We start from the raw sequence: 24,799 nt of genomic DNA, 5'->3' as shown, positions 1-24,799 counted from the left end.
GAGGGGTTGCGGTTGACGGCTTCTGCGGTGTGCTGGAGACGTGGCTGAGCGGCAGCCGTACCCGAGTGATCTGTCGGATGAGGCATGGGAGTTGATCCGGCCGGTCATCACGGCCTGGAAGGGACAGCACCGCTCGGTCAGCGGTCATCAGGGCCGATACGAGATGCGGGAGATCGTGAACGCGATCCTGTATCAGGCCCGGGTCGGCTGCCAGTGGCGTTACCTGCCGCACGACTTCCCGCCGTACACCGCGGTGTACTACTACTTCGGGCTGTGGCGCGATGACGGCACCGACCAGACCATCCACGATCTGCTGCGCTGGCAGGTCCGCGAGTCGAAGGGCCGGCGCGAGGACCCGTCCGCGGTCGTCATGGACTCCCAGACCGTGCACGCCTCGGTCAACGCCCCCAAGGAGACGACCGGGCTGGACCCGGGCAAGAAGAGCCGGGGCCGCAAGCGGGGCATCGCCACCGATGTACTCGGTCTGCTCATCGCCGTGATCGTGGTCGCCGCGAGCGTGCACGACAACGCCGTCGGAATCACGCTGCTGGACAAGGTGGCCGCCGACAACCCCGGCGTGGTGAAGAGCTGGGTCGATGCCGGGTTCAAGAACGCCGTCATCGAGCACGGCAGGTCGCTGGGCATCGACGTCGAGGTGGTATCGCGTGACCCGCAGGCGAAGGGGTTCGCCCCGTCACCGAAGCGGTGGATCGTCGAGCAGACCTTCGGCACACTCATGCTGCACCGCCGCCTGGCCCGCGACTACGAGACCCTGCCCGCCAGTTCCGCGTCCTGGATCCGCTGGTCGATGACCGACGTCATGACCCACCGGCTCACCGCCACGACCACTCCCACCTGGCGGGACCGCCGCCGACCCGCTTCCCCCGGACCGGCATGAACGAGTGAGCGTGAGCATGCAGGAGTTCCTGGAACAGCTCGAGATCCGCGAGGCGGCCGGCCGTGACCTCGCGGACAGACTCCGCACTCAGATCGCCGAGCTCACCACCCAACTCGCGGCCGCCGAAAAGGCGTTGGAGAGACTGAGGATCACCCGGGAGACGATTCTGGAGATCGCACCAGACCTTCCCGGCGGCCTCGCTCCGCTGCCCTCGGCCTACCGTCAGATCCTCGCCCTCTTCGAAGACACCGCAGACGGACTGCGCCCCAAGGACGTCTGCATCGCCCTGGACACCGGCACCGAACCCCGGCATGTCGAAGGCGTCCGCGCGAAACTGAAACGCCTGGTCAGCCGCGGCATTCTCACCGAGCCGGAGCCCGGCCTCTTCCGGCTACCGCAACCAACGCCATCCCCGGACTGAGACCCCACGAAAGCTCACAGAACACCCACTAAGAGGGCAGGTCCTCAACCTTGGGGCTGGCGGGGCCGCCGGAGCCGGCGGTGCCCACATTGGCGAAGACGGCCGAGGTGCCGGTGACGTTGCCGGCCGTGTCGTAGCGGGTGACCGCCACCTGCCGGTTCGGAGTGCCCATATTGCCGTCGGGCAGGGGTGTCTGCGTTTCGCGGGCGCGGCCGAGTCCGTCGGTGTAGGCGTAGGACGACAGATATTTCGTGCCGGACTGCAAAGTGTGAGTGGCCACCTTCGGGAAGCCGTTGACCGAGTCGGGAATGCCGTTGCTAGTGGCAGTGGGGATGCTGTAGCTGAACTTCAGCGACGGCGAGGTGCCGGTCTCGGTCGGCTTCCACACCTCGGTCGGACGGCCCGCCGCATCCAGGGTGACCTTGGTGATCTTCCCGTTCGGGTCCTTGGTCTGGTACACCACGCCCCAGAACCGGGACGTCCACACCGTGCTGGACAACGCCGGTCGCAGGTCGGTGGGGTCGCTGCTGGGCTTGGGCGTGGTGGTGGTGACGCCGTCCACCGGCCAGGTGTTGGCCGGGCTGTAGGTGGTGGTGGTGCGGTTGCGGTCTGCGTCCTCGGTCCAGGTGACGCGGCCTGCATCGTCGTAGCCGGACCGTGCCTTGATGAAGTCGGTCGTGCTGGCGCTGGCGTACTTGCGGGTCTCGGTGGGGTTACCGTCAACCGGCTTGTTGCTGTCCACGTCGGTGGCGCCGTCGTACAGGGAGACCGTGTAAGCGTCCCGGTTACCGTCGGCACGGCCGTCGCAGCTGCTTCCGCCGGTGTCGTAGTGGCGGGTCTCGTCGGGCAGGACCATCCAGCGCTGGATTTTGCTGCCGTCGTAGTAGTCGGTGTTGTAGGCGCGGCCGTAGGTCGTGCACTGGTTGTCGGAGACGCCGGCCTCGCCCTGGTCGTCGGTGCGCAAGGGCAGGCCGTAGGTGCCGGAAGCCGGTTCGGCGGCGTCGTACTCGTTCTGTACGACGTGGGTGCGCCAGCCGGTGGAGATCTTGCATAGCGTGGTGGTCTCGTCCTCGCGGACGAAGCGGGCGTCGGGCAGGCCCTTGTAGGTGGAGGTGACGTGGTGCCAGTAGTGGTGGAAGACCCTCTCCTGGGAGCTGCCGGTGTCGTCGCGCTGGGAGGTTTCGATGGTCTTGCCCTGCAGCCAGGGTGAGTCGGTGTAGGAGGTGCCTTCGCCGTCGTAGACCTTGACCGAGCGGGTGGTGGAGGTGTCCTTGGCGGTGCGGTCGCCGTCCAGGCCGCGGTAGAGCCAGTGAAAGGTGGAGTGCTTGACCGTGCCGGTGCCGGAAGTGACCTCGACCTTCTGATAGCCGCGCCAGTCCGTCCAGGACTCGTCCTCGTCCTTGGTCAGAGGGTCGTTGGCAAAGCGCCAGCCAGCGCCGCCCTGGTAGTCGTAGCTGGTGGTCATCTTCGGCGCGCCGTCCTGGCTGTCGGTGACCGTCGGGTCGACAGTCACCGACATGACCAGGAACTTCTTGAACCAGCCCGTCTTCGCCTCGGTCTCGCCCTCCGCAGTCCACTTCTGGCTGAAGCAGTCCTTGGTGTTGGAGGCCTCGCTCGGCAGGGCGTCCGCGCTGCACGGGTTGGGTGAGCCGTAGTCGACGGTCGTGGTGGCGCCCAGATCGCCGTGGACCTCGTTCACGCGGCGGAAGTTGAGCTCGGTGGAGCCGACCTTGTTGTCCAGATCGACGCCGTTGAAGTTGATCACCGGCAGCACGATGTCCGTGCCGCTGCCGTACGTCTTGTGCTGGACGTAATCCAGCCACAGCGTCTTGCCGATCGTGCTGGCCGGGTTGGGCAGGCCGTGCTTGGTCTGGTACTGCTGCACCAGATCCCACCCGCTCATGTCCGTCTTCAGCACGAACGTCTTGATGTCCCACAGCATGTCCTTGCTGAAGAACGTCGGATAGTACGTCTTGCCCGCGCAGTAGTAATCCGCCGACGTCCCGTCACACATCAAGTCGATCGGCACGTCCGGATACGAGGTCGGCTTGGAGGCGATCGAGGGGCAGGCGCCCGGCTCGCTGCGCAGCGGATCAGCCTCCGTCATCCGCTCCACGCACCGGCCCACATGCGTCAGCTCGACCCGGCCGGTCGGCTTGGCACCGGTGATCTGGGTGGGCCAGCCGTACTCGATCGCCTTCAGGTAGCCGCCCGCGGTGTAGGAGCGGGCCTTGTCGGTAGCGGCGACCGAGCGGTAGTAGTTGCTCTCCTTGTCGTAGAAGTAGGCCGACTCGACCTCGTTGGCGTCCACCGTGCGGTCCAGGCTCCACCGCCACGCCTGCGTGCACGGCTCGGGGAACTGGTCGTGGCAGGGCTCACCCGTATCGTTTCCGACCACCGGCACCATGAACACCGAGCCGGTGGTATCGCCGGTGCGCTCAGAGCGGCCCCAGCCGAAGTAGTAGTGCTTGCCGTCCGGGGTGGAGATCACCCAGTACTCGTCGTCCGCGCCGTGCCCGCCGTCCAGGTGCTGCACCCGCCAGCCCGGATCGTCCTGCAGGTGGTAGGAGCCGGTGCCGGTGTTGTCCTGCACCAGCGTCGAGGACACGCCGTTGAGGTTGATGACGTAGACCGCACCGTCCGGCTCGTCGGTGGTGTTGGGCGAGTCCCAGCACAGGTCACCGATCGTGGACAGACCGTCCTGCGTGCAACTGCGGTAGCGGCGCTCGATGAAGCCGACGTTCAGGTCCCAGCCCATGCCGACCCAGGACGCCTGATTGTTCGTGGCCGAGGTACGGCCGTCCACCGACTGCGAGTTGTACGTCATCGCCAGCGACGGTGCCTCTCCCATCGCCGGCTTCGGCAGACTGACGGGAAGGTTGTAGGTGAACGCACCGGAGCCCGTGGCCACCTCCCACGAGCCGGTCGGGGACAGGGTGGAGGCGCGGTAGTCGCCCTTGTCCGACGAGGAGCCCGTGTTCAGCAGGAACGTGGAGCCGGAGGCGGTGCCCAGCTGCGTGGCCAGGCCGTCACTGTCCGGCTCGGCCGTCACCGTCGCGGTCAGGGTGCCCGTGGCGGTGTCGTTGTCGACGGGGACGAACTCCCGGTCCGTGCAGCCTTCCGCGTCCGGTGTCTGCAGTGCGCAGTCCGGGACCTTCACCAGGCGGAGCCGGGAGGCGAAGTCACCGCCGTAGGCGTACTTGAAGCCCGAGTAGTCGATGGCGATCTGCACCTGGCCGGCCGCGGACACGCCGTCGGTGCGGGTGACCTGCACGCCCAGACCGACTCCGCCCGCCGGGGCGACCTCCTGGCGGTCCAGCACCCGCACATCAACCTGCTCCGGCGACACCGCATCCCCTGCAGGCTCACCCGCACCATCCGACGCTGACGGCGACGGCTGCGACGACGGATCAGTGCTGGGGTTGCCGCTTGCGGGAGCGGCCGTCGCATCAGCGCTCTCCGCCGCGCTGGGCTCGGCAGTGGCGGACGGATGGTCAAGGCCGACGACCGCACCAGCCTGCCCGGCCGGGCGAAGGAGCAGCTGCTGGAGCCCGCCGAAGGCGAGGGCATCGGCCCGGGCCGCGACGAGCCGTTCCCGCTCGCCGAGACCACCATCCACTCCTGGGTGCACTACATGGAGGCCTTCGGCGAGATCCCCACCGAACTGAGCGAGTACGCCGAGCTGATGAAGGAACTCACCGCATGAGCGAGCGCATGAAGCCCCCCACCCGCCGCACCGGTCGCACGCTCGGCGGGGCCAAGAAGACGACCCCGCCGCCCCCTCCCCCGGCCGCCGAGCTCACCCCCGAGCAGTACGCCGCCGGACAGGCCGCCGGCCAGGGCGAAGGCCGTCCTGCTGCCGGCGAGCCACAGGCTCAGCCCACACCTTCCGCCGTTCCTGTCGAGGAGGTGGCGCAGGGCCGGACCGACGCGGTACCCGAAGTGGCGCAGGCCTCCGCGCAGCCGAATGCCGAGACGCCGAGCGGCCCCGCGCCGGAGCCGGCCGCCAGTCAGCCGGTTCGCCCGGACGTCGTCGCCCCCGAGGCGGGGGCTGGTGGGGAGCCGGTGGAGCGGCAGGTGCCGCCTGTGGTCCCGGCTTATGAACCTGCAGCTCCTGCGGTGCGGCCGGCGCAGCCGAGCGAACCCGCTGTGCGGCACGGCCTGTCCCAGATCACGTCCGCAGTTCCTGATGTGGCCCCGGCCGCCGAGGTGGCGGTTCGTCCGGCAGCTGCTCCGGTCGCAGGAGGTACGGCGTTCCCAGTGAGGACCGATGGTCCGGGGTCTCACCAGGAACAGTACGTGCAACCGGAGGCAGCCCCCAGCGAGGGAACGCCGTGGGCTCACGGTCCCGGCCGCCCCAAGGACATCCCCGAGACAGCCGTGATCCTCAACCAGCGCATCATCACGCGCGAAAGCCTCGACTCGTCGGTCCCCGCCGCGCTGAGGCTGAAGAAGCGGCTCAAGCGCTTCGCGCTGGACAACGAACTCGATCACCTGCCCATTGGCGACATCGTCTCGGTCGCCCTGGACGAATGGCTCACCGCCCGCGGCTTCTGACGCGGCGTGCATCTCCCAGGGTGTCCGCGAACGCTTCTCTCGTTCGCGGACACCCCTCCCACCGACTATTCCACTAGTCGACTAGGCGGCTAACTAGTCGACTAGGCGACCGGACAGGAGCAGCCCATGTCCAATCTCTCGCGCCACGCCCGTCAGCTACGTGAACTCGCTGAAGCTCTCGAAGCGCAATCCGACCTGACCGACGACCCGTTGGCGCCTCATCCGGACACAATGGAGGTCATCAATGGCCGCCACACCAGTCGCGGACAGATCAACTACGCCGTCCCCGACGCTCTCCAACTTCAACGGCGCATCCGCCGGTACCACGCGGACCACGGCATCCAGCACGGCGACATCGTCGCGATAGCGCTCGACGCATTCCTTCGCGCCAAGGGCTACCCTCCCGACCTCACCTGGCCCAAGGCCGAAGAACAGTAATCACTCGGCCGGCCCTCGATGCCCTGCACTTTGGGTGAAGTCAGCGAAGCCCTCGCAATGTCCACGTGCCCAGCCTCCGATTCTCCTCCCGCATGCGTGCACCGGTCGTTGTCAGTGGTCCCTCCTATCCTGAGTTGAGGTGGACCACGCGCGAAGGACGGAGGATCGCTCCATGGGGTGGGACAACAACGCGCGGCCTCGGCCTCCCAGATCCGGCCGGGCTACGACGGGCACTCCGGTGTCCTTCCCGGAGCGCTGATCGGATGCCGCAGCGCAGCGTCCAGCAGCGGGCTGGGTTCCGGGGCGAGGCGTTCGTCGACAAGGCCGTCTCCGATGCCGGCCATGTGTGGAATGACACCAAGCGTGACTTCGCTATTGACGGTCAGATCGAGTTCGTGGACGCCGATCGGGAAGTCACCGGTGTCGCCGTCCTGGCTCAGGTGAAGGGCACGGAGGTCGGGTTTCGGGGGGCGACCGAGACCGAATTCAAGTTCACGTGCAAGGCCGACCACATCGCCTACTGGCTTCGGCTGGGCCGACCAGTCGTGCTCATCTGCGTGGACCTGCGTTTCCAGCAGGCGTGGTGGAAACGCGTCGACACCTGGTTCGCCGACCCTGAACGCAAGGCACGGCGGGTCGTTCAGTTCGACAAGGCCGCGGACCGCTTCGACCTCGATGCCTTCAGTCAGCTGTCGGCCCTGGGCGTGCCCGCCGGAGAGCCGTTGCCACGGCTTGAGGGAAGCGAACAGTTGGTCTCGAACCTCCTCACGATTGAGGGCTTCGCCCCGCTCATCTACGAGGCGTCCACGCCGTGTCGTGACCGTGGTGATGCCTGGGAGCGGATGCGCTCGAACGGCAACCAGTTCGAGAGCGGCTTCGTCCTGGCCGCCGGACGGATCTTTTCGCTGTGCCGACTGGACGAGGGCCCGCTGGCCGTGCTGTGCGACGGGCCGGTCACCTCCATCCCGACGCAGAACTGGGCGACCACCGAGGACCCAGACCTGCAACGGCGCTTCGTTTCCCTGCTGAACTTCACCCTGCGCTCCGCCCACCATCCCGAATTGGTCTGGCATCCCACCAAGAAGGTCGTCTACATGCAGGCCCCGCCGGACCGATCCAGCCGGAAGATCAAAGGCCGCTACCGCGGCAGCCGCGGACGCACCTTCTTCACCCCGTATTTCGGCAAGGACGACACAACCAAGATCACCTTCTGTCGTCACTACGCTGCCAGCCTGTATTTCCGGCGCTGGAGCGAACAGTGGTTCCTGGAGATCAACCCCACCTACCACTTCACCATCGACGGTCGACGGGACTCCCTGTACGACGCCGAGTACATCCAGAAAATCAAGCGGCTGGAACGCAACAACGCCGTCTACCAGCTCGTACGCGCCTGGGCCGACTACCTGCAAGGCGACGACACCCTGTTCAGAAGCCGCGATGAGCGCATCCGATTCGGCCAGCTCCTCAAGCTCGACTGCGACGCCGCCATCGACGAAAGCGTCTGGATTCCGCAAGAACCAGCGCCGAAACCGAGCGTGAACGGGCTGGCCGAGGGGCTGTGGGAGCTGCCGCAGTGAAAGCACCCGTGCTGCACGAGCCGGAACTGGAGTTCCGCGCCGGAAACCGCCACATCGACCCCCGCTACGGCATCAGCGTGTTCGGCCCCGCCGACGCCGACTCCCCTACCGGACCACACAGGATCCCCATCGCTCTGGTCGGCCCCGCCCATGCGGTCGACGGCATCCGAAACTGGCTCCAGCGCTGCCAGACCCACATCGAGGCCAAGGACACCAAACCCGGCCAGGAGAACCTGCACCAGCCGTTCCCCGGCTTCGGCACCGACTCACCGTTCGGCGCCGAACTCGTCTTCGACGACGCCCTCGTCCGCGAGATCCCCGAACGCCAACTGCGCCGCCTGGCGCGCGCCGACACAGCCTCCGCCACCAAGGACGCAGTCGATCTCTACGCCGACGCCGCCCGGTCCCTGGCCGAGACCGGACGCTGCCGCGTCGTAATCTGCGCCCGTCCGGAAGAACTCCAGGACCGCGAAGAACACCCGCCGTCGGAGGAGACCACAGCCGAACGTCAAGAGGACCAGGACGAGCGAGAGACCGGAGGCGACTTCCACGACCTGCTGAAGGCCACCGCGCTCACGCTGCCGGCACCCCTGCAGCTGATGCGCAAGGAAACCTGGACCGGGATCCCGGCCAGGGCCAACGGGCAAACACTCCGCCCCCTGCAGGACGAGGCCACCAGGGCCTGGAACCTGCACACCGCCCTGTACTACAAGGCCGGCGGAACCCCCTGGCGCATGCAGCGCCACAGCTCCGACCTGGCCACCTGCTACATCGGGGTCAGCTTCTACCGCAACGCGAACGGAAACCAGCTGCACACCGCCGTCGCCCAGGTGTTCAACGAGCGCGGCGACGGCGTCGTCGTCCGTGGCGGCACCGCGCAGATCGCCAAGACCGACCGCCAGCCCCACCTGACGCTCCCCGACGCCCGGCAACTGCTGCTGGACGCCCTGGCCGAGTACCGCACGACTCACGGACACCAGCCCGCACGCATCGTCGTGCACAAGACCTCGAACTTCACGACCGGGGAGGTCGACGGCTTCCACGAGGCCGCCGACCTGCGCGACATCGACCATGTCGACCTGCTGTGGATCCAGCGGCGCGGCGCCCCGCACCTGTACCGCACCGGGCAACTCCCACCGCTGCGCGGCACGAGCGTCCAACTGGACGCCCGTTCCATGCTCCTGTACACCCGCGGATCCGTGCCGTACTTCAGGACCTACCCCGGCCTGTACGTCCCCCAGCCCCTGCTCATCCGGCCCGCAACACACAGCACAGATCTACTGACCGCCAGCACCGACATTCTCGCCCTGACCAAGATGAACTGGAACAACGCCCAGCTCGACGAACGCGACCCGCTCACCCTGCGCACCGCTTACCGAGTCGGTTCCATCCTCAAACACGTCCCGACCCAGGCACGAATCGCCACCCGCTACGCCTACTACATGTAGAACTCGATCGCCGCCCCGGCCGCCAAGCTTTCCGCAGTTTCGGCTGCGGCGGCAGCGGTCGCGGCGGTGGCCGATCCGACCATCCGCCGCTTCCGCGGCGTGGCTGTCAGCGCGCTACTGGTAGACGGTGGTGATCGGCGTGGAGACGCTGGCTCCGTTGCCAGGGGCGGCGTAGGAGATGGTCCACGTGGCGGCTGTCTTGTTCGGGTAGCCGTACAGGTAGCCGCCGTTGTCGCAGCCGTAGTTCAGGCGCTGTCCCGCCAGCGTCGCGCGAGGCGGGCCGGGGCCGCTGGCGGCTCGGCACCCGCGCCGACCGCGAGCGCTACGCGCTGTTCACCGCCAAGGGCATCGTCGTCCTGGCCGTGCGGATCGACAGCATCACGGCCGCCGACCCCGACGGCCGCCGCACCATCAACGGCACCATCCTCAAGCCCGGCGCCCCGGTGTACGACAAGTACGTAGGCAACCACGCCCCGATGGGCAAGAGCCAAAATCCCGTCCAGTACGTCGACTCCCCCTTCGACAGGACGCTCTGCGCCTGCGGATGCGGCAGCCAGACCCCCTCGGGCCGCAGCTTCATCGCCGGACACGACCAAAGAGCCATTCACGACTGGATCGCCAAGGTCGGCGGAGTCGTGGCCTTCCTCGCCTGGTTCGACAGGACCTGGACACAGACCAACTGACCACCCGGCTCAGCGACACCTTCCCGCACACGCACAACGATCCGCCGGTCGCCGCTGTCAGCGGCGCCGAGCAGAAAGAGGAGCCCCCGACGGCAGCTGAGAGATCCATCCCGGTCCCAACCACCGCCAGCCACCTGCAGACCGGCTATGCGCTGGTGATCTACCGTTCCAAGGACAAGCACGGAATCGGCTCGGACGGCCATCTCTATGGTGAGACCGGCCAGTCCGACGCCGTCCAGCGGGAGGCGGACAGCCGGTACTGGAGAGTATCCCCGGCCCGAAGGCCGACCCCGCGCCTGCTCATCGTGGTTGCCGACGGACCAACCGCTAAGCGCCGGCACCAACATCGTCGCGCTCGCCCTCGGTACCTGGCTCCACGCAAGGGCTACCCAGCGGACCGCGGCTCCCTAGAAACCGTCTCAGGGCAGCTTGACGCCGAGTCGCTTGGCGAGTTCGTCGGCGCTGACGCCGTACGTCTCCCGGATCCGTACGCCGTCGGGGCCGACGTCGAAGACGCCGTGGTCGGTGTAGACGCGGCTGACGCAGCCGACGCCGGTGAGGGGGTAGGTGCACTGCGGCACGAGCTTGGGCTCACCGGAGCGGGTGAAGAGCGTCATCATCACGTAGACGTCCTTGGCGCCGATGGCCAGGTCCATGGCGCCGCCGACGGCGGGAATGTCGTCGGGCCTGCCGGTGGTCCAGTTGGCCAGGTCGCCGTCGAAGGCAACCTGGTAGGCCCCGAGGACGCAGACATCGAGGTGCCCGCCGCGCATCATGGCGAAGGAGTCGGCGTGGTGGAAGTAGGCCGCCCCGGGCAGCTCGGTCACCGGGACCTTGCCGGCGTTGGTCAGGTCGGGGTCGACCGCGTCGCCCTCGGCCTTGGGGCCCATGTTGAGCATGCCGTTCTCGGTGTGCAGCACCACCCCGGAGCCGGCCGGCAGATGGTCGGCGATCTTGGTGGGCTGTCCGATACCGAGATTGACGAAGGAACCGGCCGGGATGTCGCGTGCGATGACGGCGGCCAACTCGTCCATCGAGAGCCGGTGGTCGGCGCGCACCTGATCGCTTGGCGTGACGGTCATCGTGCCCCCTGAACGGTGTAGTGGCGGGCCTCGACCTGGACGACCCGGTCGACGTAGATGGACGGGGTGACGACGGCCTCGGGGTCGAGCTTGCCGGGCTCGACGACCTGGTCGACCTGGACGATGGTCGTCGTCGCGGCCGTGGCCATGACCGGTCCGAAGTTGCGGGCGGTCTTGCGGTAGACGAGGTTGCCCAGCGCGTCCGCGACGTGCGCGCCGATCAGCGCGTAGTCGCCCTTGATGGGGTACTCCAGCAGGTACTTCCGGCCGTCGATCTCCCGTACCTCCTTGCCCTCGGCGAGCGGTGTGCCGACCGCGGTCGGGCAGTAGAACGCGCCGATACCGGCCCCGGCCGCGCGCATCCGCTCGGCGAGGTTGCCCTGCGGCACCACCTCCAGCTCGATCTTGCCCTCGCGGTAGAGGCCGTCGAAGACCCAGGAGTCGGCCTGACGCGGAAAGGAGCACAGCACTTTGCGCACCCGGCCCGCGGCCAGCAGAGCGGCCAGCCCGACATCGCCGTTGCCCGCGTTGTTGGACACGATCGTGAGGTCCTTCGCGCCCTGCCGGATGAGCGCGTCGATCAGGTCGAACGGCATCCCGGCCAGGCCGAAGCCGCCGACGAGAATCGTGGACCCGTCCTCGATCCCGGCGACCGCGGCGTCGGTGCTTTCGAGGATCTCCGCCCGGCTCATCGGTCCGAGCCCGTCACGTCGCAGTTCTCCAGGACGACGGCCAGGCCCTGACCGACCCCGATGCAGATCGCGGCGACGCCGTAGCGCTGCCCCGTCTCGCGTAGGACCTTGGCCAGCGTGGCGAGGACACGGCCGCCCGAGGCGCCCAGTGGATGCCCGATCGCGATGGCGCCGCCCTTCTGGTTGACGATTCCCGGGTCGATCTTCCACGCGTCGACGCAGGCGAGCGACTGCACGGCGAAGGCCTCGTTGAGCTCGACCACGCCGACCTGGTCCCAGCCGATCCCGGCCCGGGCCAGCGCACGGTTCGCGGCCTCGACCGGGGCGTAGCCGAAGGCCTGCGGCTCCAGCGCCATCACGCCGCGGCCCGCGATACGGGCGATCGGGTCGGCCCCGATCACGGTCGCGGCCCTCTCGCTGCCCAACAGCACCGCGGAGGCACCGTCGTTGAGCGGGCTGGCGTTGCCCGCGGTGATGGTGCCGCCCTGCTCCGCCGTACGGAACACCGGCCGGAGCCCGGCCAGAACCTCCGGTGTGGATCCGGCCCGGATGCCCTCGTCGCGGGTCAGGTCGACGCCTTCGACCGGCACTACGAGATCGTCGTAGAAGCCCGACTCCCAGGCGGCATGGGCGAGTTGGTGGGAGCAGGCGGCGAACTCGTCCTGCCGTGCACGGGAGATGCCGAAGCGCTCCCGGAGCTGCTCGTTGGCCTCGCCGAGGCTGACCGTCCACTCCTTCGGCATCCGCGGGTTGACCAGCCGCCAGCCGAGCGTGGTCGAGACCCCGGTGACATCGCCGACCGGGAACGGCTTCGCCGACTTCGGCAGCACCCACGGCGCACGCGTCATGGACTCCACGCCGCCGGTCAGCACCACCTCGGCGTCGCCGGACTCGATGGTGCGGCTCGCCGTCATCGCCGCGTCGAGGCTGGAGCCGCACAGCCGGTTGACCGTGGTGCCGGGCACGCTCACCGGGAGCCCGGCGAGCAGCGCGGCCATGCGGCCGACGTTGCGGTTCTCCTCGCCGGCGCCGTTGGCGTTGCCCCACACCACGTCGTCGATCGCGGCGGGGTCGAGGCCCGGCACCCGGGCGAGCGTCGAGGTGATCGCGGCGGCGGCGAGGTCGTCGGGGCGCACCCCGGCCAGCGCGCCGTTGAAGCGGCCGAACGGCGTGCGCGTCGCGGCGTAGAGGAAAGCACTCATGCCAACGACGCTAGTCCCAGGTGGCGATATTCTGAAGTACGTATATCCGAGGCGATTGATATGGACAGCATATGGATCTGCGACACCTCAAGTACTTCGTCGCGGTGGCCGAGGAGCGTCACTTCGGCCGTGCCGCCGAGCGACTGCACATGGCCCAGCCGCCGCTCTCGCAGCAGATCCGCCAGCTGGAGACCGAGCTCGGCGTCGAACTGCTGCACCGCACCACCCGCCGCGTCGACCTCACCGAGGCCGGCCAGGCCTACCTGGAGCGGGCACGCGCCATCCTCGCCGACGTCGACGAGGCCGCCCAGCACGCACGCCGGGTCGCCGCCGGGTCAGTGGGCCACCTCGCTATCGGATGCGTGGGCTCGGCGACGTACAGCCTGCTGCCCGCGCTCTCCCGACGGCTCACCGAAGAACTCCCCGGCGTCGACTTCTCCTTCCGCGGCGAAATGCTCGCCCCCGACCAGGTCGAGGCACTGCGCACCGGCGCGATCGACATCGCGCTGCTGCGCCCGCCGGCCGCCGACCTGTCCCTCACCGTGCACACCCTGCGCCGCGACCGGCTCGTGGTCGCCGTACCGGTCGGGCACCGGCTCGCCGGGCGCAAGCGGCTGCGCGTCGCGGACCTCGCCGGCGCCGACCTGATCGTGCACTCCGCCGACCGCCGGTCGGTGATGTACGACGTCGTCCTGGGCCTGCTGCGCGACGCCGGCGTCGAACCCCACATCCGCCACGAGGTCGGCGAGACCTCGACGCTGATCACGCTCGTGGCCGGCGGGCTAGGCGTTGCCGTCGTACCCGAACCGGTGACAGCGCTGGCACTCGACGGCGTCGCCTACCTGCCACTGGTCGGGGCCGACGCACGCGTGGAACTGGCCGTCACCCACCGCGCCGACCGCGCCGAGCCGCACCTGGCGCGCACCGTGGGGATCATCCGGGCGGTGATCTGAGAGCCGGGGACCGCGGTACTCCGGTGACACCCCCGGTTACCCCTGACTCAGCAGGAAAAGGGCCTACGCGACGATCTTCGCGACGGAGTCACGAGCCTGGTTCGCGATCCGATCGTCCGTGGTGTCGTCCGCTCCGCCCACCCCGATGGCGCCGATGACCTCCCCGTCGGCCGTCACGATCGGCACGCCGCCGGCGACCGGCAGAAGGTTGGCGTCGACCAAGTGGGGAGGCGCCACCTGCATCTGCGGGGACGCGGCGAAGGCCGCGAACTTGGCGGTCGGGACACCGCTCACGGCTGAGGTGTACGCCTTGCGCCGCGCGGTCTCCACGCCGAGAAGGCCGACACCGTCGTCGCTGAGCAGAACCTTGGTGACGCCGCTTCGGTTGACCACGACAGCGCACACCTTGTGCCCCTCGGCCCTTCCTGCTTCCAGAGCGGCGAGTGCGGCGCCGTGTGCGATCTCGTAGCTGAGCGGCTCTCGCATGGAGCGGTTCCTTCCCTCGTCGAGCAAACGGTCAACCGGCCGTCTTCCGTGGGTCGGGCCGGTACGCCGCCGCCAGATGTGAACGTGAAGATAGAATCACATTCACATCGGGAGATCTACCGCCGGACTCACCGCGACGACGTGCCCAGCAGGTACAGACAGACGGCGTCGACCAGTTCGTCGGTGAGCTGACGCCACGTCAGCGGCCGCTCGGACTCGAAGCGTTCACCGTGCAGCACACGGTTCATGCAAGCCGCGTACACCAGGCGGAAGGCGACATCCAGGCGCAGCTCGGGCTCCGGCGCGCCGATCATCGGCACGACCGGCTCCAGGAACCTCCGGAAAACCTGGCCGGCATCGATGCTGGCCTCGGACCCCACTTGAGCCACTCCGGGATCCGTCATGCTCGCGGTGATGAAGACACGCATCAGACGCGTGTGCGCCTCGAACGTCTCGGTGAGCCCGGCGACCGCCGAGGCGACCAGGGTGGCCGGATCGGTGCGCAACGGAGCGAAGCGGCGAATGATGTCGGCGCGGAACTCGTCGATCATGGCGTGCTGCAGGCCCGCGACCAGACGGTCCTTGCCTCCGAAACGCCGATAGACACTGCCCACGGAGACGCCCGCCCGATCGGCGACGGCCGCGATGGTGAGCGCTTCGATGCCGCCCTCCTCGAGAAGGGCCGTGCCCGCTTCCAGAATCCGCTGCTGGGTCCGCCGACTGCGCGCCTGCTGTGGCTGCGGCAGATCGAGCGCCGGTTCGGTAGTCACCCGCCCACCGTATACGGAGCCGACATCCGCTCCGGAAACTCCGCACCCCCTGCGGCCAGGACGGCACCGGAACTGCCTCTTGACGCCCCAGAAGGGAAATGCGAATGTGAATCTACTTATCAGTTTGAGGGTCGCACGGGACGACACCCTCGCGGGCCCCCAGGAAAAGCCCTGCACGGGCCACCGCCCATGCCCCCGAGCCGCACGGGAGACAGCACGATGACCACCACTTCAGAGATCGACACCGGCACGGCCTACGGCCGCCCGAAGCCCTCGTACAACGCCCGCCTGCGCGAAGTGGGACCCGGTACGCCCATGGGCGAGGCGCTGCGCCGCTACTGGCACCCCATCGCCAGCTCGGAGACGCTCGTCGCCGGCGCCCTGCCGCAGAAAACCCGCGTACTGGGCGAGGACCTGATCGTCTTCCGGGACGGACAGGGCAACCCCGGCGTCGTGATCGAGCGCTGCACCCACCGTGGCGCCAGCCTCTTCTACGGCCGGGTCGAGGACGACGGCATCCGCTGCTGCTACCACGGCTGGAAGTTCGACGTCCAGGGCCACTGCATCGAGCAGGCCTGCGAACCGGCTCTCGGGCGCCGACGCGACGCCGCCCGGCAGCCCTGGTATCCCGTCGCGGAGCGCTACGGCCTGGTCTTCGTGTACATGGGCCCGCCCGAGCTCAAGCCCGAACTCCCCCGCTACGACGCGCTGGAGGATCCCGCGGAGGACGAGAGGTACTTCGCCAGCTGGCCGGTCCCCCACGCCGCGGTCCTCGGCATGCCGGCGGACTTCAGCTGGCTCAACATCTACGAGAACTCCGCCGACCCGACGCACGTCACCTGGCTGCACTCCACGCACAGCGGCTACCAGATGCTGGGCACCGGCACCTTCGGCTACCCCGAGAACTTCTTCGACCCGGCCACCATCGCCGACCGCCTGACGTACGAGCGCACTGACCACGGCGTGAAGTACACCCAGCGGTTCGAGATGGAGGGTGAGGACGGCGAGGTCACCGAGTACGGCTTCGCGGTCGAGCAGCATCTGCCCAACGTCTTCGGCCTGCCGGACTTCGTGAAGGTCACCCCCGACGCGCGGCCGGACCAGTTGCTGTGGGTCGTGCCCTCCGACGACACCAGCCACCGCCTCTTCTTCTCGATCCGCACGAACGACCCCGAGCGCATGGTCCGCTTCGTCATCGGCATCACGCAGAACGGCAAGCAGAACCACGAGCTCACCGACGAGGAGCGTCAGAAGTTCCCCGGTGACACGGAGGCCCAGGGCTCGCAGGGAGCGATCACCCTGGACTCCGAGGAGACCCTCGCCACCGGAGACCGCGGCGTCGTCATGCTGCGTCGCATGCTTCTGACGATGGCCGACGACGTCGAGGCCGGGCGGGACCCGATCAACATCATCCGTGACGCGTCGGAGGTCCACCACACCCAGTCCGGCCTGTTCACCATCGGCAAACGCCCGGCGGACGGCGCCGGCACCAACGCCACGGCCGGAATCTGAGCGAGCGCCATGAGCAACGAGTGGCTCGACACCATCGTGATCGCCCGTCGCGACGCGACGGCGCGGATCGTGGTGCTCGACCTGATCAGCCCCGACGGGGCCGAGCTCCCGGAGTTCGCCGCCGGCGCCCATGTCGACGTACTCCTGGACGGTGACGGCGCCGCCGGACTGGTCCGCCAGTATTCGCTGTGCGGGCCGCCGCACGACCGCACCCGGTACCAGCTGGCCGTGCTGGCCGAGACGGCGTCGCGCGGCGGCTCACTCGGGATGCACCGGCTCCGCGCGGGTGACGGGCTGCGGATCTCGCGTCCGCGCAACAGGTTCGGAGTCTCGGACCGGGCCCGTCGCCATCTGTTGGTGGCGGGCGGTATCGGTGTCACTCCCCTGCTGGCCATGGCGCACGCGCTCCAGGTCACGGGCGCCGAGTACGAGTTGCACTACTGCGCCCGCAGCCGCGCGGACGCGGCGTTCCTCGACGAGTTGGAGCGCAACCCCCACGTACGGCTGCACTTCGACGACGGCCCGGACGACCAGCGGTTCAGGGTAAGCGACCTCGGCCCGGCCTCCCCCGACACGGCGGTCTACGTGTGCGGGCCCGGAGGCTTCATGGACTTCGTGATCTCCTCCGCTCAAGGAGCGGGATGGCCCGCCGAAGCGATCCACAAGGAGCGCTTCGCGCCCGTGCAGGACGCCGCCGCGCACACGGAGGGCGGCGCGTTCACGGTGCGGCTCGCCAAGTCCGGTGGCGAGTACGAGATCAAGGAGGGCGAGAGCGTCCTCGACGTCCTGCTCGCCAAGGGCATCGATGCCCCCTACTCCTGCCAGCAGGGGATCTGCGGCGAGTGCATCGTGCGCGTCCTCGCGGGAGAGCCCGACCACCGCGACGACATCCTGACCGACCGTGAACGCGCCGACGGCCTGTTCACCACGTGCTCGTCACGAGCACACTCACCGATTCTGGAGCTGGACCTATGACGACCGTATCCACCGCAACCACCACGGCAGTTCAGGCGATCGAGCAGGCGGAGGCCGCCTGGCTCGTGGCACTCACCGAAGGCGAGAAGGCCATGACCGCCCTCATGCTCGACGACAGCCGGGCGGTCCACGGCCCCGTGGGGAAGATCGACGATGGCAGGACCTTCGCCCACTTCACCTGGACTCGCCGCCGCCACGTCTTCGCCAAGGCCGAGGAGCTCAGCATCACCGTGCGCGGCAATACCGCGATCACGACGTGTCTGCAGGAGATGCACATCGTCTTCGACGAGAACCTCCCGCCGTTTCCGGTGCAGGAGGCCGTGACACGTGTGTGGGAGGAGACCGCCGAGGGCTGGCGCCTGGCACACATGCACCAGGCCAAGCGCATGCCGCCGGTCTGACACCTCGGACGGAAGGCGGCCCTGTCCTCACGCCGCTGTTCGATGAACGGACAAGAGGGTTCAGGACAGGCCGTCGGCCGAAGAGAGTTCGACATGCAGGGTTCGTGCGGCAGTGAGCCGCTGTCGTGGAGATGAGGCAACACATGTCAGCCACTGAGATCGAGGCACTCACATCCGGCGCGGTCCGGACCAGCGACCTCCTCATCGCGGGCGAGCGCGTCGCGGCCAGGGACGGCCGCTACTACGAGACGACCGAGGCCCTGACCGGCGAACCGATCGCGCGGGTCGCCGCGGCCTCCGTCGAGGACGTCAACCTCGCGGTGGACGCCGCGGCCGGCGCCCTTGCTGAGTGGTCGGGTCTTCCGCCCGCCGCACGGCGGTCGGTCCTGGAGCGGGCGGCCGCCCTGCTCGGCGAGCGCACCGAGGACATCGTCGCCACCATGAGCCGCGAGATGGGCGCGACCCTGCCCTGGTGCGGCTTCAACGTGCACGTCGCCAAGGGCATGCTCGTCGAGGCGGCGGCCCAGGCCTACGCGGCCGTCGGCGAGGTGATCCCGTCGGACGTGCCCGGTCTCACCGCCCTCGGAGTACGTCAGCCGGTCGGTGTCGTCGTCGGCATCGCACCGTGGAACGCCCCGCTGATCCTCGGCGTGCGCGCCATCGTGTGGCCGCTGGTGTGGGGCAACACCGTGGTGCTGAAGTCCTCCGAACAGACGCCGCTCACGCAGGCCGCCATCGTCCAGGTACTGCACGACGCCGGCGTACCCGCCGGGGCGGTCAACCTCATCAGCAACGCGCCCCAGGACGGTCCGGCCGTCGTCGAGGCGCTGATCGCCCACCCCGCCGTGACCCGCGTGAACTTCACCGGATCCAGCAGGGTCGGCCGCGTCATCGGCGAACTCGGCGGTCGCCACCTGACCCGAGTGGTCCTCGAACTCGGCGGCAAGGCGCCCTTCCTGGTGCTTCCCGACGCGGACCTGGAGGAAGCCGCCGCCGCGGCCAGCTTCGGCGCCTTCATGAACCAGGGCGAGATCTGCATGTCCACCGAGCGGGTCATCGTCGACCGGACCGTGGCCGACGAGCTGTCCACCCGGCTGGCCGAGCGTGCCGCCAAGCTGGTCGTCGGCCCCCCGAGCGACCCCGGCTCACAGATCGGCCCGTTGGTCCACACCGCGGCCCGGGACCACGTCATCGCGCTGATCGAGGACGCCCGTGACAAGGGTGCGCAGATCCTGACCGGTGGCACGGCAGACGGCCTGTTCGTGAAGCCCACCGTGCTGCGCGGTGTCACGTCGGACATGCGCATCTACCGCGAGGAGTCCTTCGGCCCGGTCGTCTCCATCATCGAGGTGGACTCCACCGACGAAGCCGTCACGGTCGCCAACGACACCGAGTACGGCCTCTCCGCCGCCGTCTTCGGCAAGGACGCAGCCGCTGCGCTCGACGTGGCCCGCCGGATCAAGTCCGGTATCTGCCACATCAACGGCGCCACCGTGCACGACGAGCCCCAGATGCCCTTCGGTGGCGTCGGCGCCAGCGGCTGGGGTCGCTTCGGCTCCCGGGCCGCGCTGGAGGAGTTCACGGAGCTGCGCTGGATCACCATCCAGTCCGGATCCCGCCACTACCCCATCTGATGATACGACAAGGCCACGGGGCGCACGTCACTCGGCGTGCGCCCCGCCCGCGGCCACTGCTCTCCCGGCTGTGGTTCCTTGCCGCGGCGTTCAGCCCGGCGCTGGGAGCGGCATGGCTGGCGGACGCCCGGGAGACGGAAGCCTCCCAACAGCTCGACCGGGAACTGGAGGAGTTCTTCCGGTCTCTCTGACGAGACCCCTGTACTGGGATCTCCGCCCCCTCCAAGGAGTCAGCAATGTCGCAGAGCGACAAGGATCGCCACGAGATCCGGCAGCTCGTCGAGAACTGGGCGCTGTGGCGCGACGCCGGGGACTGGGACCGCTTCGCCACGGTCTGGCATCCGCGCGACGGCTGGATGAGCGCCACCTGGTTCCAGGGCAGCGCCACCGACTTCATCAAAGCCAGCCGTGAGGGCTTCGAGAACGGAGTCAGCATCCTCCACTTCCTGGGCGGCCACACCGCGGACATCAGCGGCGACCGAGCCATCGCTCAAACCAAGATGACCATCAACCAGCGCGCGAGCATCGACGACGTGGAGGTCGACGTCGTCTGCACCGGCCGCTTCTACGACTTCCTCTCCCGCCATAAGGGGCACTGGACCCTCGTGCGCAGGCAGCCGATCTACGAGAAGGACCGGCTCGACGTCGTCGGCCCCGCTGCCTCACTGACGCTGGACCCCGACCTCCTGAACCGGTTCCCGACCGGTTACCGGCACCTGGCCTACCTGCAGACGAAGGCGGGTTTCACGGTGAAGGACGGTCTCCCCGGCCTCACCGGCACAGCAGTCGAGCAGCTCTATTCGGAAGGCAAGCAGTGGCTGACGGAAGCCTGATGCGGTTCACCCACGAGACTCTTCCCCAGCGGGTGGTGTTCGCGGCGGGGGGATCACCTGCCGCCGTGGCGACGGAGGTCGGGGCACTCGGCGGTACCAAGGTCATGCTGATCGCGTCGGACCGCGAGAAGGAACTGGCCGACCCGATCGCCAAGGAGATCCCCGCCGTACTGCGTCACGAGGAGGTCGTGATGCACGTACCGGTCGAGGTCGCGGAGCGAGCCCGTCGGGCCGCGACCGACGCGGGCGCGGACATCCTGGTCAGCGTCGGGGGCGGTTCGACCACGGGCCTGGCCAAGGCGGTGGCGATGACCACCGGGCTGCCGATCGTCGCGGTACCCACCACCTACGCGGGCTCCGAGGCGACCAACGTGTGGGGCCTGACCGAAGGCGAGACCAAGACCACAGGTGTGGACGACAAGGTGCTGCCCGCCTCGGTGGTGTACGACGCCGCCCTGCTGACCACACTGCCCGGCGGGATGACCGTGGCCAGCGGTCTCAACGCGATGGCCCACTGCGTGGACTCGATGTGGGGGCCGCGCGCCGACCCGATCGACCGGGCGCTGGCACAGGAGGGCATCCACGCCCTGGCGGCCGGCCTGCCCACGGTCGCGGTGGACTCGACGAGCGTCCAGGGCATCGAGCAGACGTTGTACGGCGCCTACCTCGCCGCCGTCGCGTTCGCCTCGGCCGGCTCCGGGATGCACCACAAGATCTGCCACGTCCTCGGCGGCATGTTCAACCTCCCCCACGCCCAGACCCACGCGGTCGTGCTGCCCTACGTGCTGGCCTTCAACGCCCCGCACGCCCCGGAGGCGGAGGCTCGGATCGCCCAGGCCCTGGGCACTGACTGCGGCACCCGCACGGCGAGCGCCGGGCTCGCCGCCCTGCGCAAGGTGCTGGGCGCGCCGCGGGCACTGCGCGACTACGGCATGCCCGAGGACGGCATCGCCAAGGCGCTGGGGCCGATCATGAAGGCGGTCCCTGCCAACAACCCCACACCCGTCACTGAAGAGAATCTGACCGCGCTGCTGAAGGCGGCGTGGGCCGGCGAACCGATCAGCTGAAAGAGGCCGCCATGGCTACCTACGTCAACCCCGACTCGGCCCGGACCGACGACGCCGGCACGATCCACCGCGAGGTGTCGCCGGAGCAACAGGCAGTCGAGCAGCGGCTGGTGGACAATGTCATCGCCTCCTTCGACGCCTGCGACAACGCGCGGCTCAAGGAACTCATGGTCGGTCTGGTCAAGCACCTGCACTCCTTCATCCGTGAGGTCCGGCTGACCGAGGAGGAGTGGGGGACGGCGATCGACTTCCTCACCAGGACCGGCCACATCACCGACGACGTCCGACAGGAGTTCATCCTGCTGTCCGACACCCTCGGCGCCAGCATGCAGACGATCAACGTCAACAACCAGGCCTACAAGGGCGCCACGGAAGCGACCGTCTTCGGACCGTTCTTCGTCGAGGACGCCCCACGGATCGACCTCGACGAGGACATGGCCTTCGGCGCTCCCGGCGAGCCTTGCTGGGTCGAAGGCACCGTCACCGACACCGACGGCCGCCCGCTCGCCGGCGCGCGAATCGAGGTCTGGGAGGCCGACGAGGACGGGCTCTACGACGTCCAGTACGACGCCGGCAAGCGCGCTGGCCGGGCGCACCTGTTCTCCGCGGCCGACGGCGGCTACCGCTTCTGGGGCCTCACCCCGACCCCGTACCCGATCCCCGATGACGGACCGGTCGGCAAGATGCTCGACGCGGTCGGCCGCTCACCGCTGCGCGCCGCCCATCTGCACTTCATGGTGTCCCACGAGGGGGCGCGCACGCTGGTGACGCACATCTTCCCCGAGGGCGATCCGATCGGCCGCAAGGACACCGTCTTCGGCGTGAAGGACTCACTGATCAAAAGGTTCGAGCAGCAGCCCGCCGGCACACCCACACCCGACGGCCGCGACATCGACGGCACATGGAGCAGGGTCCGCTTCGACATCGTCCTCGCCCCTACGGGCGTATGACAGGAACTGCCTCTCCGACCGGGGAGGCAGTTCCTGGCGCCGTTTCACACTGACGACCGGCGCTTCGCGTCGCCCGGGGCCAGCAGGCCGTCCACCACCAGTCCGGCCAGGGCCTCCGCCCTGGCGAGACGTTCCGCCAGCGACAGGTGCTCGGGGCGGCCCAGGCGCCGGGCGAAAGGCTCCTGCACCAGTCCGGCCACGGGAGCGATGATGGCGAAGAACAGGACGTCCATCGGGACCCGTGCCATGCGCCCGGACGCCATCAGCCTCTCGATGCTGGGCACGACGAGGGCCAGCGTCGGTTCGATGTATCGCTGGTAAAGGTAGTCCAGCCGCTCGGTGTCCCGCGCGGATTCATCCGCCATCAGCAAGGCCAGGTGCGGTTCGCCGATGTTGACGCGGTAGAACTCCCTGACGAACTGCCGGACCACGTCCTCGTCGCCGCTCCCGGGCGCGGCGGGTGCCATGCGCGTGAGCTGTGACCCGAGCGCGGCGTCCACCACGGCACGCCAGAAGGCGGCCTTGGACCCGTAGCGGTCGTTGATGAAGGTGTGACTGACCCCGAGACGACGCGCGAGCTCCCGCGCCGACGCCCGGTCGTAGCCCAGCTCCGAGAACGCTTCCAGGCCCCGCAGCAGGACGTCCCGCTCCCCGGGTATCGCGGCGGAATCCCCGCTGGGGCGCCCCGGGCGTCGAGTGGTGCTCGACCTGCCTCCCACGCTTCCTCCTCAGTCGGCCGTACGGGCGCGCGGCCGGTCTGACCAGCGTAGCCGCCCGGATCGGCACCTCTGAGCACGGTTGACACTTGCGCTACAGCAGATAAACTGACAGCTGTCGGATATCGCTGGAGCCGTCCATACGGCACACCCCTGGACAGTCGCCCGCACCATCGGGCGGCCACCCACCGACCACCCCCTCCCCCCCTCCGCACGACAGGTTTCCTCCCACGTCTGATCACATTCATCGATAGTACGAAACAGTTTCGTTCACAAAGAGGTTCTGTGCATCCGAGCGGAACCTGCGCGCAAGGAGCCATCATGCGTAAGACCACCGCCGGCGCGGCCGCCATCGCCTCCGCGCTCATCGCCTCACTCACCGTCGCCTCAGGAGGACCGGCCACTGCGACGACCGCAGCCGACTCGGCCGCGGCGCACCACACCGCCTCTACGAAGGGGCTGACCCAGACCAGCCTCCCGGTCCTCATCGACCCCGCCGCAGACCTCAGCTACCACCCCGACCAGTCCAACGAGTCCTGGTACGTGACAGCGCACGTGACCGCCGGAGGCCACCGGTACGGGTTCCTGGCCCACTACCTGAACTCCAGCTTCGGCGAGCAGGGAGGCGCCATCTCCAGGGTGTCGATCGTCAACGAGGACACCGGCTGGTACACGAAGTCGGAGATCCCCCTGCCTGCGGGGACGGGCCTTTCCGACAAGCAGGGCGTGGACATCCGCACCGACAACATCACCTGGACCGGCGACGCCAAGGAGATGAGGCTGCGCGCCAAGGTCCCCGAGGGGACCATCGACGTCACGCTGCGCCCCCACGGAAGCACCCTCTACAACATGGGAACGGGATACTTCCCCATGTTCGGCGACGCGAAGTACTCGAACTACGAGTACGCCCTGCCCACCGTGGACACCTCCGGGACCCTGACCCTGGGCGGCCACACGGAGAAGGTCCGCGGGCAGTCCTGGGTGGACCGCCAGTGGGGGCCGCTCCCCGACCTCGCCACGGGTCGCGCCTCCTGGTCCTGGATGAACCTCAACCTGTCCAACGGCGACAAGGTCAGCATCTGGAACCAGCAGTACGACGGCAAGAAGAACAACTTCGCGACCATCCTGAAGCCCGACGGCACCCAGACCCTCACCGAGGCGACCCTCACGCCCGACCAGTCCACCCTCTGGACCAGCCCGACCACCGGCAAGAGCTACCCCACCCGCTGGAAGGTCACCATCCCCGGCGAGGACGCCAAGCTGAACGTCACCGTCTACGCCAAGGACCAGGAACTGACGGTCCCCTCACCTAGCTACGAAGGCAGCGCCGCCGTCACCGGCACCTACGACCACCGCCCGGTCACCGGCAACACCTATATCGAACTCACCAACGGACAGTAGCCCTCCAGGGCCACTCAACCACGGCGAACGCTGTGGACGACCCCGGTCGTCCACAGCGTTCGCCTCGGCTTCGCGGAAAGGCGCATCGCGTCGCGAACACAAG

Annotated in this window: 25 protein-coding genes; 18 read left to right on the top strand and 7 right to left on the bottom strand. The window is 68.7% G+C overall.

From position 1 onward, the window contains the following. The first annotated feature begins 40 nt into the window (after positions 1-40). Both EJC51_RS46075 and EJC51_RS46070 read left to right on the top strand, forming a co-directional pair. Positions 41-898: an IS5 family transposase gene (locus EJC51_RS46075; protein ID WP_126269134.1), complete on the top strand. Its 858-nt coding sequence runs from the start codon at positions 41-43 to the stop codon at positions 896-898. A 16-nt stretch (positions 899-914) separates the two neighbouring features. Further along, a complete protein-coding gene (locus EJC51_RS46070) occupies positions 915-1,319 on the top strand; it encodes a hypothetical protein (protein ID WP_126276729.1) in 405 nt (134 codons plus the stop codon). A 28-nt stretch (positions 1,320-1,347) separates the two neighbouring features. Here EJC51_RS46070 and EJC51_RS46065 read toward each other — a convergent pair whose 3' ends face one another. After that, on the bottom strand, positions 1,348-4,668 hold the full coding sequence (locus tag EJC51_RS46065) for a hypothetical protein (RefSeq protein WP_126276573.1): 3,321 nt from the start codon (positions 4,666-4,668) through the stop codon (positions 1,348-1,350). A gap of 141 nt (positions 4,669-4,809) precedes the next feature. On the opposite strand from EJC51_RS46065, the gene EJC51_RS46060 reads away from it, so the two are divergent. The 6 genes from EJC51_RS46060 to EJC51_RS46035 all read left to right on the top strand — a co-directional run bounded on the left by EJC51_RS46060 (position 4,810) and on the right by EJC51_RS46035 (position 10,022). Beyond that, positions 4,810-5,025 (top strand): hypothetical protein, encoded by a 216-nt coding sequence (locus EJC51_RS46060; protein WP_244363273.1) that lies wholly within the window; start codon positions 4,810-4,812, stop codon positions 5,023-5,025. After that, positions 5,022-5,876, top strand: a complete 855-nt coding sequence (locus tag EJC51_RS46055) for a hypothetical protein (protein WP_126276572.1) — start codon at positions 5,022-5,024, stop codon at positions 5,874-5,876. The genes EJC51_RS46060 and EJC51_RS46055 overlap by 4 nt, the downstream gene beginning before the upstream one ends. Positions 5,877-6,002: 126 nt before the next feature. Next, positions 6,003-6,314: a hypothetical protein gene (locus EJC51_RS46050; protein ID WP_126276571.1), complete on the top strand. Its 312-nt coding sequence runs from the start codon at positions 6,003-6,005 to the stop codon at positions 6,312-6,314. A gap of 263 nt (positions 6,315-6,577) precedes the next feature. Further along, complete coding sequence (locus tag EJC51_RS46045) at positions 6,578-7,891, top strand: DUF4365 domain-containing protein (RefSeq protein ID WP_166682982.1); 1,314 nt, start codon at positions 6,578-6,580, stop codon at positions 7,889-7,891. Then, positions 7,888-9,339: an argonaute/piwi family protein gene (locus tag EJC51_RS46040; RefSeq protein ID WP_126276569.1), complete on the top strand. Its 1,452-nt coding sequence runs from the start codon at positions 7,888-7,890 to the stop codon at positions 9,337-9,339. Before EJC51_RS46045 ends, EJC51_RS46040 begins: the two co-directional genes overlap by 4 nt. Before the next feature lie 362 nt (positions 9,340-9,701). Next, positions 9,702-10,022 carry a hypothetical protein gene (locus EJC51_RS46035; protein WP_126276568.1) on the top strand — a complete coding sequence of 107 codons (321 nt, stop codon included), beginning with the start codon at positions 9,702-9,704 and terminating at the stop codon, positions 10,020-10,022. A 419-nt stretch (positions 10,023-10,441) separates the two neighbouring features. Here EJC51_RS46035 and EJC51_RS46030 read toward each other — a convergent pair whose 3' ends face one another. The 3 genes from EJC51_RS46030 to EJC51_RS46020 are packed head-to-tail and all read right to left on the bottom strand — an operon-like array spanning position 10,442 to position 12,998. Continuing rightward, positions 10,442-11,104, bottom strand: coding sequence for a 3-oxoacid CoA-transferase subunit B (locus tag EJC51_RS46030; protein ID WP_126276567.1), 663 nt, complete (start codon positions 11,102-11,104; stop codon positions 10,442-10,444). Further along, positions 11,101-11,796, bottom strand: a complete 696-nt coding sequence (locus EJC51_RS46025) for a 3-oxoacid CoA-transferase subunit A (RefSeq protein WP_126276566.1) — start codon at positions 11,794-11,796, stop codon at positions 11,101-11,103. The genes EJC51_RS46030 and EJC51_RS46025 overlap by 4 nt, the downstream gene beginning before the upstream one ends. Beyond that, positions 11,793-12,998: a thiolase family protein gene (locus tag EJC51_RS46020; RefSeq protein WP_126276565.1), complete on the bottom strand. Its 1,206-nt coding sequence runs from the start codon at positions 12,996-12,998 to the stop codon at positions 11,793-11,795. Before EJC51_RS46020 ends, EJC51_RS46025 begins: the two co-directional genes overlap by 4 nt. A 71-nt stretch (positions 12,999-13,069) precedes the next feature. Here EJC51_RS46020 and EJC51_RS46015 point away from each other — a divergent pair, with 71 nt between their 5' ends. Continuing rightward, positions 13,070-13,951 carry a LysR substrate-binding domain-containing protein gene (locus EJC51_RS46015; protein ID WP_126276564.1) on the top strand — a complete coding sequence of 294 codons (882 nt, stop codon included), beginning with the start codon at positions 13,070-13,072 and terminating at the stop codon, positions 13,949-13,951. Between the two features lie 63 nt (positions 13,952-14,014). Here the strand turns inward: EJC51_RS46015 and EJC51_RS46010 are convergent, their stop codons facing one another. Further along, on the bottom strand, positions 14,015-14,437 hold the full coding sequence (locus tag EJC51_RS46010) for a GlcG/HbpS family heme-binding protein (protein WP_126276563.1): 423 nt from the start codon (positions 14,435-14,437) through the stop codon (positions 14,015-14,017). A 128-nt stretch (positions 14,438-14,565) separates the two neighbouring features. Continuing rightward, positions 14,566-15,207, bottom strand: coding sequence for a TetR/AcrR family transcriptional regulator (locus EJC51_RS46005; RefSeq protein WP_126276562.1), 642 nt, complete (start codon positions 15,205-15,207; stop codon positions 14,566-14,568). Between the two features lie 219 nt (positions 15,208-15,426). On the opposite strand from EJC51_RS46005, the gene EJC51_RS46000 reads away from it, so the two are divergent. From EJC51_RS46000 to EJC51_RS45965, 8 genes are all read left to right on the top strand, one after another. Beyond that, on the top strand, positions 15,427-16,719 hold the full coding sequence (locus tag EJC51_RS46000; RefSeq protein ID WP_126276561.1) for a Rieske 2Fe-2S domain-containing protein: 1,293 nt from the start codon (positions 15,427-15,429) through the stop codon (positions 16,717-16,719). A 9-nt stretch (positions 16,720-16,728) separates the two neighbouring features. Then, positions 16,729-17,694, top strand: a complete 966-nt coding sequence (locus tag EJC51_RS45995) for a PDR/VanB family oxidoreductase (protein ID WP_126276560.1) — start codon at positions 16,729-16,731, stop codon at positions 17,692-17,694. Continuing rightward, positions 17,691-18,095 carry a nuclear transport factor 2 family protein gene (locus EJC51_RS45990; RefSeq protein WP_126276559.1) on the top strand — a complete coding sequence of 135 codons (405 nt, stop codon included), beginning with the start codon at positions 17,691-17,693 and terminating at the stop codon, positions 18,093-18,095. Before EJC51_RS45995 ends, EJC51_RS45990 begins: the two co-directional genes overlap by 4 nt. A gap of 143 nt (positions 18,096-18,238) precedes the next feature. Next, entirely contained in the window at positions 18,239-19,729 is a 1,491-nt protein-coding gene (locus EJC51_RS45985; protein ID WP_126276558.1) for an aldehyde dehydrogenase, read from the top strand. Then, entirely contained in the window at positions 19,729-19,920 is a 192-nt protein-coding gene (locus tag EJC51_RS45980; protein WP_126276557.1) for a hypothetical protein, read from the top strand. Before EJC51_RS45985 ends, EJC51_RS45980 begins: the two co-directional genes overlap by 1 nt. A 45-nt stretch (positions 19,921-19,965) precedes the next feature. Next, complete coding sequence (locus EJC51_RS45975; RefSeq protein WP_126276556.1) at positions 19,966-20,562, top strand: nuclear transport factor 2 family protein; 597 nt, start codon at positions 19,966-19,968, stop codon at positions 20,560-20,562. Then, positions 20,562-21,629: a maleylacetate reductase gene (locus EJC51_RS45970; protein WP_126276555.1), complete on the top strand. Its 1,068-nt coding sequence runs from the start codon at positions 20,562-20,564 to the stop codon at positions 21,627-21,629. The genes EJC51_RS45975 and EJC51_RS45970 overlap by 1 nt, the downstream gene beginning before the upstream one ends. Before the next feature lie 11 nt (positions 21,630-21,640). Continuing rightward, positions 21,641-22,579 (top strand): dioxygenase family protein, encoded by a 939-nt coding sequence (locus EJC51_RS45965; RefSeq protein WP_208870794.1) that lies wholly within the window; start codon positions 21,641-21,643, stop codon positions 22,577-22,579. Between the two features lie 44 nt (positions 22,580-22,623). Here the strand turns inward: EJC51_RS45965 and EJC51_RS45960 are convergent, their stop codons facing one another. Continuing rightward, positions 22,624-23,298, bottom strand: a complete 675-nt coding sequence (locus tag EJC51_RS45960; RefSeq protein ID WP_244363271.1) for a TetR/AcrR family transcriptional regulator — start codon at positions 23,296-23,298, stop codon at positions 22,624-22,626. Between the two features lie 318 nt (positions 23,299-23,616). Here EJC51_RS45960 and EJC51_RS45955 point away from each other — a divergent pair, with 318 nt between their 5' ends. Further along, positions 23,617-24,696 (top strand): lipocalin family protein, encoded by a 1,080-nt coding sequence (locus tag EJC51_RS45955; RefSeq protein ID WP_126276553.1) that lies wholly within the window; start codon positions 23,617-23,619, stop codon positions 24,694-24,696. Positions 24,697-24,799 lie beyond the last annotated feature (103 nt).

It is taken from the genome of Streptomyces aquilus (assembly GCF_003955715.1).
GTDB classification, from domain to species: Bacteria; Actinomycetota; Actinomycetes; order Streptomycetales; family Streptomycetaceae; genus Streptomyces; species Streptomyces aquilus.
The sequence above is the reverse complement of the archived record's forward strand: the minus strand, read 5'-3'. Positions and strand labels throughout refer to the sequence as shown.